Annotated in this window: 16 protein-coding genes; 11 read left to right on the top strand and 5 right to left on the bottom strand. The window is 44.3% G+C overall.

Going from position 1 to position 14,424, the window contains the following annotated elements; translation table 11 throughout:
- The first annotated feature begins 291 nt into the window (after positions 1-291).
- From BW928_RS01940 to BW928_RS11585, 3 genes are all read left to right on the top strand, one after another.
- Positions 292-1,485 (top strand): MFS transporter, encoded by a 1,194-nt coding sequence (locus tag BW928_RS01940; protein ID WP_078310206.1) that lies wholly within the window; start codon positions 292-294, stop codon positions 1,483-1,485.
- A gap of 288 nt (positions 1,486-1,773) precedes the next feature.
- A complete protein-coding gene (locus BW928_RS12200) occupies positions 1,774-3,156 on the top strand; it encodes a sodium/glutamate symporter (RefSeq protein WP_227516529.1) in 1,383 nt (460 codons plus the stop codon).
- A 183-nt stretch (positions 3,157-3,339) separates the two neighbouring features.
- On the top strand, positions 3,340-3,507 hold the full coding sequence (locus tag BW928_RS11585; protein ID WP_158078440.1) for a hypothetical protein: 168 nt from the start codon (positions 3,340-3,342) through the stop codon (positions 3,505-3,507).
- Positions 3,508-3,517: 10 nt separating this feature from the next.
- Here the strand turns inward: BW928_RS11585 and argA are convergent, their stop codons facing one another.
- Positions 3,518-4,840, bottom strand: coding sequence for an amino-acid N-acetyltransferase (argA, locus tag BW928_RS01925; RefSeq protein ID WP_076554556.1), 1,323 nt, complete (start codon positions 4,838-4,840; stop codon positions 3,518-3,520).
- A gap of 387 nt (positions 4,841-5,227) precedes the next feature.
- Between argA and BW928_RS01915 the strand changes: the two genes are divergently transcribed.
- The 5 genes from BW928_RS01915 to BW928_RS01895 all read left to right on the top strand — a co-directional run bounded on the left by BW928_RS01915 (position 5,228) and on the right by BW928_RS01895 (position 10,171).
- Positions 5,228-5,782 (top strand): DUF11 domain-containing protein, encoded by a 555-nt coding sequence (locus tag BW928_RS01915; RefSeq protein ID WP_227516528.1) that lies wholly within the window; start codon positions 5,228-5,230, stop codon positions 5,780-5,782.
- A 297-nt stretch (positions 5,783-6,079) separates the two neighbouring features.
- A complete protein-coding gene (locus BW928_RS01910; RefSeq protein WP_076554554.1) occupies positions 6,080-7,087 on the top strand; it encodes a siderophore ABC transporter substrate-binding protein in 1,008 nt (335 codons plus the stop codon).
- 218 nt (positions 7,088-7,305) lie between these two features.
- Positions 7,306-8,319 (top strand): ABC transporter permease, encoded by a 1,014-nt coding sequence (locus tag BW928_RS01905; protein WP_311195261.1) that lies wholly within the window; start codon positions 7,306-7,308, stop codon positions 8,317-8,319.
- Positions 8,320-8,432: 113 nt separating this feature from the next.
- Positions 8,433-9,413, top strand: a complete 981-nt coding sequence (locus BW928_RS01900) for an iron chelate uptake ABC transporter family permease subunit (protein ID WP_076554553.1) — start codon at positions 8,433-8,435, stop codon at positions 9,411-9,413.
- Entirely contained in the window at positions 9,410-10,171 is a 762-nt protein-coding gene (locus BW928_RS01895; RefSeq protein WP_076554552.1) for an ATP-binding cassette domain-containing protein, read from the top strand. Before BW928_RS01900 ends, BW928_RS01895 begins: the two co-directional genes overlap by 4 nt.
- 66 nt (positions 10,172-10,237) lie before the next feature.
- On the opposite strand, the gene BW928_RS01890 is transcribed toward BW928_RS01895, so the two are convergent.
- The 4 genes from BW928_RS01890 to tatA are packed head-to-tail and all read right to left on the bottom strand — an operon-like array spanning position 10,238 to position 12,043.
- Entirely contained in the window at positions 10,238-10,555 is a 318-nt protein-coding gene (locus BW928_RS01890; protein WP_076554551.1) for a DUF4298 domain-containing protein, read from the bottom strand.
- A 20-nt stretch (positions 10,556-10,575) separates the two neighbouring features.
- Positions 10,576-11,340, bottom strand: coding sequence for a twin-arginine translocase subunit TatC (gene tatC / locus BW928_RS01885; RefSeq protein WP_375537522.1), 765 nt, complete (start codon positions 11,338-11,340; stop codon positions 10,576-10,578).
- On the bottom strand, positions 11,337-11,807 hold the full coding sequence (tatB, locus tag BW928_RS01880) for a Sec-independent protein translocase protein TatB (RefSeq protein WP_076554549.1): 471 nt from the start codon (positions 11,805-11,807) through the stop codon (positions 11,337-11,339). Before tatB ends, tatC begins: the two co-directional genes overlap by 4 nt.
- A gap of 11 nt (positions 11,808-11,818) precedes the next feature.
- On the bottom strand, positions 11,819-12,043 hold the full coding sequence (tatA, locus tag BW928_RS01875; RefSeq protein ID WP_076554548.1) for a Sec-independent protein translocase subunit TatA: 225 nt from the start codon (positions 12,041-12,043) through the stop codon (positions 11,819-11,821).
- 235 nt (positions 12,044-12,278) lie between these two features.
- On the opposite strand from tatA, the gene rpmI reads away from it, so the two are divergent.
- The 3 genes from rpmI (at position 12,279) to BW928_RS01860 (ending at position 14,290) form a co-directional block, all read left to right on the top strand.
- Complete coding sequence (gene rpmI, locus BW928_RS01870; RefSeq protein WP_036331620.1) at positions 12,279-12,473, top strand: 50S ribosomal protein L35; 195 nt, start codon at positions 12,279-12,281, stop codon at positions 12,471-12,473.
- Between the two features lie 30 nt (positions 12,474-12,503).
- Positions 12,504-12,860 carry a 50S ribosomal protein L20 gene (gene rplT / locus BW928_RS01865; RefSeq protein WP_049238130.1) on the top strand — a complete coding sequence of 119 codons (357 nt, stop codon included), beginning with the start codon at positions 12,504-12,506 and terminating at the stop codon, positions 12,858-12,860.
- Positions 12,861-13,126: 266 nt separating this feature from the next.
- On the top strand, positions 13,127-14,290 hold the full coding sequence (locus BW928_RS01860) for an MFS transporter (RefSeq protein WP_076554547.1): 1,164 nt from the start codon (positions 13,127-13,129) through the stop codon (positions 14,288-14,290).
- Positions 14,291-14,424: the final 134 nt, after the last annotated feature.

Raw genomic sequence — 14,424 nt, 5'->3', positions numbered from 1 at the left:
TGTAATTAAAATATCATTAAGCAAACAAACTTAAACAACACCAGCCACAGTAAACCAAACAGGCAGCTAAAATAACACAAAGTCAGTCAAAGATGATGACAGGCTCAATGGCTTTGGCGTTGCCATCAAAGATGAAATGGCATAAATTTAAGCTGGCTGTTGTAAACTGATTATGATAAGATGTGGGTGAGGGTGATTTGAACAAGTGTGCTTGGTTGGTAATTTTGACCAATAAGCCATTAAGCACCAAGCAAGAACACTTTTTGCTAATTTTATAATTTTTTAATATTTATGGATAAGAAATTGAAGAATTATATCAGATACCTTTGCGGCGGAATGCTGCTTTCAAGTTTGGCATCTTCTATGTATTTGATTGTGCTGCCATTATATGTTTATCATCTGACAAACAGTGCCATATCAACAGCATTTCAAGTAACCGTTTCTGCCATCGGAAGTTTGCTTTCTTGTTTTTTTGTCAATAATTTTAACCTATTTAAAAGCGATAAAAATCATATTGTTGCAATAAATGTTTGCTTATCTTTGTTGCTGTGCTTATCATACTTTTTTAGTGGCTTAAATATCATTTATTGGCTTTATCTTATCAGTTTTGTAGCGACATTTTTGGATACTTGTTCAAGTGGCTATATAGAGAGCTTGATTTCCTTTATCGCAAAGACAGCAGAAAATACCAATAGGCAAAACATCATCGCAAAAACAAAAATATTTTCAGGCATGGGTTCGGCATTGGGCTTCTTTTTTGGCGGCACCCTGCTTAGCCTGTTTGAATATAAAATGGTATTTTTGATGAGCGGTGGTTTATTTATTTTATCTTGTATTTTTATACACCGCATTTCCATCAATGACGCCAAACCAAGGGATAATGCAATCAAAAAGGCGGTTTATCAGATTTTGTTTGCAAAGAATATCTTTTATCTAAGCACAGCGCATGGTGTATCTGCAATCAGCCTATTTATTTACAATGGCAGTTTTATATATATTTTAAAAAATATTTATAATGTTGATGATGTTTATGTTTCTCTTTATTTTTTTATGATGATGCTGGCGGCGATTTTTGGCTCATTATTCATGGCAAGATTGTCAAAAAGCCAAGCACTGCCTGTTTATATGGCACCACGCCTTCGCACATTGTACGCTTTGTTGTTTTTGATTGTGGCATTTTCGACAAATTATTGGTATTTTTTGGTTTCTGTATTTGTTCTAAATTTTATTCACGCTTTTTCGATTCCATTTTGGCAAGATTGTTTTCAAAAATATTCTGCGGCTTCACAATGGCGAGTGATCGGAACAAGCAGAAAGACCTTGGTGGCGATGGCAGGCATTGTCGGCAGTTTTCTTGGTGGCTACTTGATTGGTGGCTATGGCGTGATGATTACCTATTTTTTTGCCGCTTTTTTGGCACTCATCTCCAGCGTTTTATTGATGATTTTTGTGCGACAGTCTTCCGAAGCCCAACCAAAAATGTGATGCCGTGCTGATTGCAATTTAGCTTTTGTTTGGTCATATCGGCTCATAAAACAGCTTAATTGGCGATGATGATTTTGATCATGATGTCAAAAAACGGCATGATTTTATCAAATAAGCAAACTTTTGATTATTTATGAAATAATTTGTAACAATTACTGCTATATATTTACTAAAACTTTCTCATCATATCATAAATTTATCTTATAATTAAACGCTAGGAGTAAATATTACAGTATTTTTCATGCACGCACACACTGCGTAGCACGATTTGGTTATTTAGGTGTATTTATGGAATTTACATTAAACGGTTACTATACGCTGATTTTGGCAACGCTTGTGTTGCTACTTGGACGCTTTTTGGTGAAGCGAGTTAAATTTTTGGAAGATTTTAATATTCCTGAGCCTGTCGCTGGCGGTTTGATTGCGGCGGCGGTTGTCTTTGCACTCAATGCGTTCTTTGGCTATAGTTTTACCATCCAAAAAGAATTACAAACTGCCTGTATGCTGATGTTTTTTGCCTCAATTGGCTTATCGGCAGATTTTGCTCGCCTAAAAGCAGGTGGCGTGTCGCTGGTGGTTTTCTTGCTTGTGGTAACGGCATTTATGTTCTTGCAGAACCTAGTTGGTGTCGGCATGGCATCAGCACTGGGGCTTGATCCGTTGATGGGCTTGGTTGCAGGCTCTATCAGTTTAACTGGTGGACATGGCACGGCAGGTGCTTGGGGTGGCACATTTGAAGATAAGTATAATCTTGTCGGTGCAACCACGCTAGGAATTGCTTGTGCAACCTACGGTTTGGTGGCAGGTGGTCTGATTGGCGGCCCAGTTGCCAAGCGTTTGATTAACAAGATGGGCATTACGCCAACCGCAGCCAAAAATACTCCGCAAACCGCCCAAGCCACAGAAGTTGCAACGCAAGAAGCGATGTTTGAGCGTTCGGACAATGTGCCTCTGATTACTGCACGCGATTCAGTTTCGGATCCAATTGGTACAGTTACGAAATTGATGCAAGCTTTCGCAGAAGCCAAAAATACTCCACAAACCACCCAAACCACAGAAGTTGCAACGCAAGAAGCGATGTTTGAGCGTTCGGACAATGTGCGTCTGATTACTGCAACTTCGGCGATTGAGACGCTGGCATTATTTGCAGCGTGTTTGGTATTTGCCGACTTTATGACTGGGGTTGCCAAGGACACTTGGTTTGAGCTGCCAACCTTTGTCTGGGCACTGTTTGGTGGTGTGGTGATTCGTAATGTTCTGACCGCGGTGTTTAATTTTGATATGTTTGATCGTGCCATTGATGTATTTGGCAATGCGGCGTTGTCGCTGTTTTTGGCGATGGCATTGATGTCGCTGAAACTGTGGGAGCTGGCTGATTTGGCAGGGCCGATCGTGATTATTCTTGCTGTTCAGACCTTGCTGATGATTGCTTATGCGTATTTTATTACTTTCCGCGTGATGGGCAAAAATTATGATGCGGCAATTTTGGCAGCGGGTCATTGTGGCTTTGGGCTGGGTGCAACACCAACAGCAATCGCCAATATGCAAGCAATCACTGACCGCTATATGCCATCGTACAAGGCATTTTTGATTGTGCCGATGGTGGGTGCGTTCTTTGTTGATATTATGAACTTGGTGATTTTGCAAGGATTTATCAATTTCATCAAGTAATTTTGCCAGTCAAAAACGCCCAACTGCTGTTTGGGCGTTTTTATTTTTACCAAATTTACCAAAAATAATGCACAATCAAGCCCAAAACATACAGCTTAGTGATGAGTACAATCAACACCACGCCATTAAACTGGCAAATTAAAAACAAAATCAAGCTTTGTATTTGATATTGCCAGCATCATCGTGCTTTGTGTTGTGGATTTTGGCAGGTTTGTCAAAGGACAGGGGATTTATCCGCTACGGGGCGTTGATTTGTCATCTTTGGCAATGCTGGCAGATTATCACGCCACCGCCCAAGCTGATACACAAGTCAAGTATCGCTTGGGTGGATTGCCAGTTTGGCACTCGTAGGGTGATGGGATTAGAGGTGTTTTTTTAGCACTTTTGAGTTGCGTGTGTGGTCATAATTTGCTCGGCGAGGTGCTGGCAAATCATCAACCGCCACTTCTACAAAGCCCTGCTCAACAAACCAATGAGCCGTGTGCGTGGTCAGTGCGTATAAGTGGTGCAAGCTGTGGCTGCGTGCCTGTTGCTCTAAGAACGCCAATAAATCTGCACCACGGCTGCCTTTGCGATAATCTGGGTGAATGGCAAGGCTTGCCACTTCGGCTGATTGCGTATCCAGTGGATACAGGGCAGCACAGCCCAAGATTGTGCCGTCTCTTTCGATGACGCTATAAAATTCGATTTCTTGCTCTAGGCGTTCTTGGCTGCGGCGGATTAAGATGCCTTGTTCCTCAAGCGGTTTTAGCAGCTCAAGCAAGCCAATAACATCGTGAATGGTGGCACGGCGAATCTCTTCATAAGGGTCGTGGCTCACCAGCGTGCCTGAACCATCACGCGTGAACAACTCTTCGATTAATGCCCCGTCTTTGGTATAAGAAATGATATGCGTACGATGCACGCCTTGTCGGCAGGCACTGGCAGCACAGCGTAAAAAATGGCTGATTTCGCTCTGGTCTTGGCGATCTCGCAGCAGTCTATCAACTTCGTTGGGAATCATCTCGTGCAGCAGTCGTCCATCACGACCCATGATACCGTCCTGTTCGCCCAAGAAAATCAGCTTATCCGCTCCCAGTGCGGTGGCAGTCGTCAGGGCAACATCTTCGGCAAGCAGGTTAAAAATCTCTCCTGTGATCGAAAATCCTGTCGGCCCCAAGATGACGATATGATTATTATCAAGATTATGACGAATGGCATCAACATCAATTGACCGCACCTCACCAGTCATTTGATAGTCAATGCCATCACGCACCCCAAAGGGCTTGGCACTGACAAAATTGCCCGAAATCGCATCAATGCGTGAGCCATACATTGGCGAATTGGCAAGCCCCATTGACAGTTGGGCTTCGATTTGTAGGCGGATTGCTCCAACAGCTTCTAGTATGGCAGGCATTGCCTCGTGTGGCGTGATGCGGACATCGGCGTGCAGGGTTGAGTCAAGACCGCGATTTTTTAGGCTCTGTTCAACCTGTGGGCGAGCACCATGCACCAGCACCAACTTAATTCCCAAGCTGTGCAATAGTGCAAAATCATGAATCAAGCTGTTAAAATTATCCTGTGCAACCGCCTCACCGCCAAACATCACTACAAAAGTTTTGCCACGGTGAGTGTTGATATAGGGGGCAGAATTACGAAACCAATGCACGGGCGTAAGCTGGGTCTGAGTGGGGGCTGGTTGCATATTTTTCTCCGAGTGGTCAAGTGGGCGTAAATCGCTGAGCTGATGACTCAACCGAGGTTGCTTTTATGATTAACTGCCCATAATAAAGCAACTTGGCTGAATAATCAATTGTCGCACGCTTTTTTGTGATGTTTGTGGCTTGGCTGCTAAATTGGCAGGCTTGGTATGCTTTGCTGGCTTGTGATTTGGTTTGGTTGCCAAATTGACAAATGCTGGGCGACTGCTTGGTGAGGTTTTATAATCACTGCCCAAAACTTTTGGCGGTTACAAAGTGGCATTTGCAAAAAATCGCCGATACAGTTACCATAATTCAACAGTCAGCATATACACTCTTTTGCCAAGCTGTGTTATGCTTTATTAATATACGCAAACCATAAGGAAACCGCTATGAAAATTTCTGCACTGGCAGCAGTTGTGGCTGCAACATTTGCAATGACGGCATGTGTAACAACTCAACCAACCACCACACCGACCACTACCCCTGTTGCCACAACTGGCAAAGTAGCTGCTGCCAATGTGCCAGCGACCAGACCGACCGTTGTTACCAGCAACAATGTTGATACAGTGATGAATGCGTTCGTGGTACGCTCGGTTAATGGTCAAGAAACCCTTGAACCTGTAACGGCCAATAGCAATATCAAAGCAGGCGATTTGGTTGAATATCAACTTTTGCTTACCAACAATGGCAAAGACCGTGTGCGTAATATGCAGGTTGCACTTAGCTTGCCACAGGGGATAAGTTTTACAGGTTATGTATCGCCATCTGTGGGCGTGCAGGCAAGCGTTGATGGCGGCCGTTTTGTATTTATGCCAGTTCGTGCCAGCGTCAATGGCGTTGTAAGCAATGTGCCGTTTGATCAATATCAAGCCTTGCGTTGGACGGTTGAAGAGCTTGGCATCGGTGCAACTGCCGTGGTCAAATACCGTGCAACCATCAACTGATTTTATCAAGAACACCCATTTGGGCTGATGGCGGAGCTTGTCTCCGCTTTTTTATTGCGTGTTATTTGGCTGGTGGAATAATGCCAATATGCAGACAACCTGCTGCACTTCAAAAACAGCTGCCTATTCATCAACAAAATGCCGATGGTTGATGACTTTTCTGATTACCAATCATTTACAAATAAAATAAATTCTTATTTGGTTTGAATTGATAAGATAAATACGGTACAATATCACAATTTGGGCAACTGACCCAATTTAGGCACAAATGATACCAATTCAACCGAGAGGCAATTTATGATTACCAAAAAACTTTATCCATTGAGCGTGGCATTGATGGCAGCTTTGAGCGTGGCAGCTTGTACAGACAAGAACAAAGATACCGCCAGCACCGAGACGCCAGCTGCCGAAACCGCCACAACCACCGAAACTGCTACCACTGACACTGTAGCACCTCAGGCGGGTGAAGTTACCATCAAAACGGCAACAGGTGAGATGGCTCTGCCTGCCAATCCGCACCCACTGGCAGTGTATGATATGACAGCAATGCAAAACTTGGCAGCATTGGGCGTGCCAGTTGAGGGCTTGCCAGCGAATTTGCGTGGCAATAATCTAAAAGCACCAAACACGCCAGAATCTACCGATATCGGTACTTTGTTTGAGCCAAATCTTGAGGCATTGAACGCATTGCAACCAAAAGCGGTATTTGTCGGCTCTCGTATGGCAGAAAAGGGCGAAGAGATTGCCAAAGTTGCCCCAGTGGTCAATCTGACCATCGACACCAAAAATGTCTATGAAGCCACCAAGCAGCAGCTGACAGATTTTGGCAAGTTGTTTAACAAACAAAACGAAGCTGCTACCGCCATCAGCGAAATTGACAAGGCAATCGAAGAAACCAAAGCAGCGGTTGCAGGCAAGGGCAATGGGCTGGCAATCTTGGTTAATGGCAATAAACTATCGGCGTATGGTGAGAATTCTCGCTATGGCTTTTTGCATACCACATTTGGTATCCCGATGGCTGATAGCAACATTGAAGAAGCCAGACACGGTCAGCCAATCAGCTTTGAATACCTACAAAAAGTTGATCCAGACTGGTTGTTCGTGCTTGATCGTGGGGCAGCAATTGGTGAGGAAGGGCAGTCTGCCGAAGAGGTGCTAAACAACCCACTGATGCAAAATACCAAAGCATGGAAAAACAAACAAATCGTCTATCTAAGTGCTGATAGCTATTTGGCATTTGGTGGCTATTATCAATGGCTAACCGATGCACAGATTGTGCGTGATGCTTTTAATACCAAGAAATAATCCTTGCTTGGACATATCGTCCTGTTTATTGTCTTGATGTGTGAATTTGGTGGCTGCGGCTGCCAAATGTCATGCTTGATTGGCTCGGCATGATAAAATGCCGCCAAATGCTTTTGCTCATCAGATGGGCAGGTGATGTGTTATTCACCAAAGTGCTTGGCATTCATGCTGTATGATTAATAAATTTTGTTAATAATTTTAACAATTGGTACAAAAATATGTCCAGTATGTTTGCCAGTCGCTCTAACACCACTTCTCAGCATTCTTGGCAAAAAGCCATCATTACCAATATCGCAAGTCTGGTTATCATGGTGGTATTGGTGCTTGTCAGTTTGTCTGTCGGTGTGGCGGATTTTAGCTGGCAGGGATTGTTTGGCTTTGGCGAACCGCTGACAGATGATGCCCAAGTCCTGATCCAAAGTCGCATTCCCAGAACGCTCGCCATCATCTTGACAGGGGCAGGCATGGCAATCAGTGGCATGATGATGCAGGTGGTGCTAAAAAACCGTTTCGTTGAGCCGTCAATGGTGGGAGCAACCCAAAGTGCCGCACTGGGTATGTTGCTGACCGCACTGTTTTTGCCAGCGACAACCGTTGCCATAAAAATTGGCATTGCCACTGTCTGTGCAATGGTTGGCATGGCGATATTTATGCGTCTGATTCGCCGTCTGCCAGCGACTGATTATCTGATGGTGCCATTGGTGGGCATTGTGTTTGGTGGCATTATTGACTCAATCAGTACTTTTATTGCGTATCAAACAGAGATGGTGCAGCTGCTTGGTGTATGGCGGTTCGGTGATTTTTCTAGCATTTTGGCAGGTCGTTATGAGTTATTATGGCTTGTCGGTGCTGTATCGGTGCTGACTTATGTGCTTGCCGATAAGCTAACCATTATTGGGCTTGGCGATCATATTGCCACCAATCTGGGCATTAATCGTGAGATGGTGCTAAGGCTTGCGGTGGTGATGGTGGCATTGACCAGCTCGGTGGTGGTGGCGACGGTGGGCATGATTCCTTTTGTGGGGCTTGTTGTGCCAAATATTGTCAGCCGTATGGTGGGCGACAGATTGAGGCTGTCGCTGCCTGCAGTGGCTTTGCTTGGCTCCTCGGCGGTGCTGTTATCTGATATCATTGGTCGCCTGATTCGTTATCCGTTTGAGATTCCTGTTACGGTGATATTTGGCGTGCTGGGAGCGGTGATATTTTTGTGGTTGTTGTATAAGCAAAAATAACCAGTCGCCATGGCTGATGGCGTGCCAGTTTGCCAATGCGTTAGATACTGCCCAATTTGACCATCTTAGTCTTTTGACACAAAGTAGCCTAGTCGCTTGTAGAGTGTATATTTATGCAATCGCTGAAGTTTTTGTATAACCTAAAGCAGTATCCGTCCACGATATTTGCTGTGTTGCTTGCTGTTGCGTGTGTGTTATTTTTGACAATTAATGTCTCAGGCAATTGGGATTTTGTTTTATCATTGCGTGGCAAGAAGCTCTTGGCATTGATGACGGTAGGGTTTGCGATTGGTACATCGACACTGCTGTTTCAGACCTTGACGCACAATCCCATTTTGACCCCTGCATTGCTTGGATTTGATAGTTTGTATGTGCTTATCAAAAGTTTGATGGTGTTTTTTTTGGGTTCGGTGGGGCTGGCTGCCATACCCAGCATGGGCAAATTCACCCTTGAGGTTGTCATTATGCTGTCGCTGTCGCTTGTGATGTTTCGCGTACTTTTTGGGCAACAGACACAGGATTTGACACGGCTGGTGCTGGTCGGTGTGGTATTTGGGCTATTGTTTCGTAGCCTGTCTTATTTGGTGGCTCGCATGATTGACCCTGAGGAATTTGTTACCATTCAGTCGGTCAGTTATGCTGGGTTTAACACCATCAATACCCAAGCCTTAGTCATAGGTATGCTGCTGTGTATGCTGTGTGCGGTGCTGATGTATCGTATGAGACATCAGTTGGATATTTTGCTCCTTGGACGACTGCCAGCGATTAATCTGGGCATCAATTACCATCGCTTGGGTTTGGTGCTGCTATCAACCATTGCGTTGCTTGTTTGTGTTTCGACAGCAATGGTTGGCCCTGTTACCTTTTTTGGACTGTTGGTGTGTGCCTTGACCAACCGCTTATCACCCTCCATGCATCATGCCAAGCGTTTGGTGATGGTGTCATTATTGGCAATGCTGTGCCTTGTGGCGGGGCAGTTGGTGTTTGAGCAGCTGTTGAATATGGCAGGCGTGCTTGAGGTGGTGATTGAGTTTGTTGGCGGTGTGGTGTTTTTGTGGATTGTGTTTCATCAATATAAAAAGAGAGTGGCATGATAGAGATTGCGGATATATCTTATCAAGTGAATGATACGCTGACCATTTTGCAAGATATTAATTTGACTTTGCAAACAGGGCAGGTGATTGCACTGATTGGACCAAATGGTGCTGGCAAATCCACCTTGTTTGGTTTGATGGCACGCATCATACCGTTGCAGACGGGCAGCGTTCGTTTTTTTGGGCGTTCGGTGGCAGATACTGACAATCGCTTACTGGCTCAAACGCTTGCCATACTCACCCAAGAAAATCACATACAGGGCAGATTGCGAGTGGCAGAATTGTTAATGTTTGGTCGCTATCCTTATCATCAGGGCAATCCCAGTGAGCAAGATTATCAAAAAGTGCAAGAAGTTATGGCACAGTTTGAGCTGACACAGTTTGCTGATAGATTTTTGTCAGATTTATCTGGCGGACAGCGGCAGCGTGTGCTGATTGCGATGGTTGTTTGTCAAGACACACCCTATTTGCTGCTTGATGAGCCACTGAATAATCTAGACATGTACCATGCAGGCAGGCTCATGCGACAGCTCAAAGCATTGGCAACGCAGGGCAAGACCATTGTCATCGTTCTGCATGATATCAATCAAGCTGCCCAATTTGCTGATACAGTGGTGATGATGAAATCAGGGCAGGTGATGAATGTCGGCACGCCAGCAGAGGTTCTGACCGCCGAGAATATTCGCACGCTCTACCAAGTTGATGTAACTGTGCTGACCCATCAGGGCAAGCCTGTGATTGTTGATGTGCTATCTTAGGCAAAAAATCACCCAGCAGCATATATGTACACTGCTGGGCAGATTTGTCAGCATACTTAGCTGGGGTTAGTTCTCCAAATGCTGCACGCACAATTTTAACAACCGCCATAGCTCTTGGTCTTTTTCGATAAACTCATTATAGATGGTATCTTGGCTCATGACGCTGTATTCGCCCTGTGTGGTCGTGTTTAGTTCGCCTCGTTCATCGGCATCGTACAATTCATTAAAGGCAGGGCTGTAGTAGGTTTGTTGCAATTTTTCCATCACGGCTAAGGCGTGCTCAAGTTGCTCACGGGTATTTTGTAGTGCTGATTTGGCGGCCAGCCATTCACGATACAGTGCTTGGGCGGCATCAAGCGTTGCTTGTTGATCGGGGTTACTCATGGTTTCTCCTGTCGATTTGGTTAAGCCGATTTGTCGTTATCGGGAAGTTGTTGAGGGGTGTCTTTCACCAGCAATCTGGCAAGCACCAACCCCAGCTCAAATAATAGGCACATGGGAATTGCCAGCATCAGCATACTTGCCCCATCAGGTGGTGTTACGATGGCGGCGATACCAAAGCAAGCAACGATAATATAACGCCGCTTGCTGGCAAGGCTCTGTACACTGACCAGTCGCACCAGCACCAGCACCAGCGTCAGCACAGGAATTTCAAACATCACCCCAAATACCAAAAACAATTTCACCACGAAGTTCAGATAACTGTCAATATCAGTCATTGGCAGCACATTGTCAGGAGCGAACATAACAAAAAATTTCAGTGCAGGGACAAGCACAACAAAATACGCAAATGCCACTCCTGTATAAAACAGCACAATAGATGACAGCAAAAGTGGTATGGCGGTGCGTTTTTCGTGGCGATATAGGGCTGGGGAAACAAAGCCCCAAATCTGTGCCAAAATAAATGGTACGGTGATAAATAAGGCAACAAAAAAACTTAGGCGAATGGGTGCCAAAAAGCTCGATGCCACATCGGTTGCAATCAGGCTGGCTTCGTTTGGTAGCAGTGCCACCAGTGGATTTGAGATAAAATCATACAGCTGACGACTAAACCCCACCAGAGCCAAAAAAACCACCAAGACGGCAATCAAGATACGAATAAAGCGAGTACGCAACTCAGCAAAATGCGACATTAAGGGGGTGTCATCGGTATTTGGGTCGTGGCTCATGATTGATGCTCCTGTGCCACAGCCTTGTTTAGCAATGGGTCGGCAGTATGGTTGGGTAAAAATGGAGCAGGTGGCAAGCGGTGTTTGCGGTCGTATTCACCGAGCAAAAACCAGCGATTGGTCATCGGCAGTGTCGCCGATTGTGCGTCTGCCATGTCGGCAATCTCTCGCCATGCACTGGTTGCTTGGCGGTTGCTTTGGTTGATTGACTGCTGAAGTTTGTCCATCTGTGCCTTCATGTCGGCCTCAGATTGGCGGATTTGTGCCAGCTCTTTTTTGAGCATTTCTTGTGTTTCAAGCAGTTGCAGCTCGCTTGAGATTTCGTGTTGCAGGCGTGCACTGGCTTGGCGAAAAGTGCGATACCATCGCCCCAGTGTCCGTGCAGCAACGGGCAACTTTTCAGGGCCAAGTACAATCAGTGCAATCACACCGAACAGCAACAGCTCAAAAAAACCAAGATTTGCCATGTTGTGTCAGTTTAGTTATGCTGGTCTGGTTTTTCAATTTTAATCTCAACCTGCTCGGCGGTGATGGTTTTTTCGCCAGCGGGCAGTTGTGGCTTGTCATCATCTTTGACGGCATCTTTAAAGCCTTTGACCGCAGAGCCCAAATCCTTGCCAGCACTTTTTAGCTTACTTGTGCCAAAAACAATCACAACAATTGCCAAAAAAATCAGCCAATGCGTGATAGATAATGAACCCATAATGCACCTCGTGTCCTTGATAGTTGATAATAATTCAAAAATTGCTTTTATTATGCTATTGTACCGCTTGCAGGCGAGCAAGTAAAGATAAGATGAAAGGAATGTTGCAATTAGGCTTGTTTTTGCTTGATTGATTTGCTACAATAAGTCTCCCACCTTCCGTCAGTGTCCAAGTATACTCTTGGGACTAGGCAAAAAGGTTTATCGTTGAGCAATCAACTTATCTTAAGAGGCTATTATGAAACTAAAAACCAAGCGTGGTGCGGCCAAGCGTTTCAAAAAAACCGCAAACGGCTTCAAGCGTAAGCAAGCATTCAAGCGTCATATCTTGACCAAGAAATCTCCAAAGCGTATCCGTCAATTGCGTGGTTGTGTTATGGTTCACGCATCTGATGTGGCATCAATCCGTCGTATGTGCCCATACATCTAATCAATTTTTCGGATATTTTAGGAGAAAACAATGGCTCGTGTAAAACGTGGTGTACAAGCAAATCGCCGTCATAAAAAAGTTCTAGCTCGTGCAAAAGGCTACTATGGTGCACGCTCTCGTGTGTATCGTGTAGCAGTACAAGCTGTCATGAAAGCAGGTCAATATGCTTATCGTGATCGCCGCAACAAAAAGCGTTCTTTCCGCCGTCTGTGGATTGCTCGTATCAATGCTGGTGCTCGCCTAAATGGTCTAAGCTACAGCCGTCTAATCAATGGCCTAAAAAAGGCAAATATTGAAATCGACCGCCGTATCTTGGCTGATATCGCGATGCACGATGCTGCCGCTTTCACTGCAATTGCAGAAAAGGCAAAAGCTGCTTTGGCATAATCTTAAATTGTATATTTAAGAGCAAACCCACCATTTTGGTGGGTTTTGTTTTGTCTAAAATATCTTAAAAGACCGCAAAATCTATCAGCATACGCTAAAAACAGTAGCTAGGGTCAAATTGCCGAATGGATAAAATTTAGGCTATAATAAATCTTAGTTGCGTACTTGCTGCTAGGCTGCGGCATTTAACTATAAGATGAGCTGGTTTTGAATTCTATCCATTTTACTTATTTCGCCGACTTTATCAACAAAACCAAAGGACTGTCATGAATTATAGATTTATTCTTTTTGTGTGCTTGTCTTCTGTGGCACTTGGTGCTTTTTCTATCATTGACACTTTATTTTATCTACAAAAGGGGCTGGGTTTTCAGCAGATTGCTTTTTTGGCGACTTTATTAAATGTCGTGGTGATGGTAGCAGAAGTACCGACTGGGTTTATCAGTGATAAATTTGGTGTGTTTAAGGCTTTGCTGATTGGCACGCTGCTACGCTCAGCAGCGGCTATTTTTTATATTATGGATTTTTATGGTAATTTTATCATCGCCACCATACTTGCTGCTGTGGGCATTGCTTTTTTATCAGGTTCGCTCAATGCAGCTGCCATCAGACTAAAAGGAGATATGAGTACCGAGACAGCCTTATCATCGTTAAGTTTTTATAAAAGCGTAGCGTTAATTATAGGAGGACTTGTTGGTTTTGTGCTGTTTCGGCAGGTGATTGATTATCCATGGATTTTTGCCAGTGTTTGTTTTGTCTTGGCGTGTGTCAGTATCATACCTTTGGTGATTGGGCTAAAAAATAATGATAAAAATCAACACAATACCGACCATTTTGCACAACCAGATGAACAAAAATTAAGCCCAAAAAACCTACCCATACTGATAAAAAACCAAGCAACACGCCCTATATTTTGGGCGTGCGTGTGGATAAGTGTTGGGGCGGTTACGCCGATGCTTGTGTGGCAAAAGCTGTTTGATGGCTTTGCTTTTGGGTTGGTCTTGGGCTTTGTCAGCCTGCAAGTGGCAGTGATGGCAGCTTCTTATGTGGTAAAAAGACAAAACATCGCCTTAAGGTACAAATACATTGCCATGCTGGCAAATGGCTTGATTTTATTGTGCATTCCGCTTGTTACAGGCAATGTGCTGATATTGACGGCGGTGATGTTTTTGCATGTGTTTTTTCATGTACTAAGCAGTATTTTTATTTTTTCTTTATTTCATGAGCAGGTCGAGGATGGTATTCGCAACACCGCTGAGTCATTGACCTCGCTGTTTGATTCATTGCTGCTCATTCCCATTTATCTTATCACAGGCTATTTACTTGACGCAGGTAGGCTAAATGATGCGTTTTATCTTTCAGCTGGTGTGGCTTTACTGGTGTTTTTGTTGTATTTTTTGGCAAATAAGTCGCCTGTTGGCTTGGCTGATTGATGAAAATATCAAAAAAGCATTGGCTAAAATATAAACTTGAAAAACGCAAACAGCTGTGGCGATACACATCAGCATTTTTTAAAGACTGATGGTAAATTTAGGCGGATAATATACATGGTGGTGTTTGGCACTTA

This window comes from Moraxella cuniculi DSM 21768, assembly GCF_900156515.1.
In the GTDB taxonomy this organism is placed as follows: Bacteria; Pseudomonadota; Gammaproteobacteria; order Pseudomonadales; family Moraxellaceae; genus Moraxella; species Moraxella cuniculi.
The sequence above is the reverse complement of the archived record's forward strand: the minus strand, read 5'-3'. Positions and strand labels throughout refer to the sequence as shown.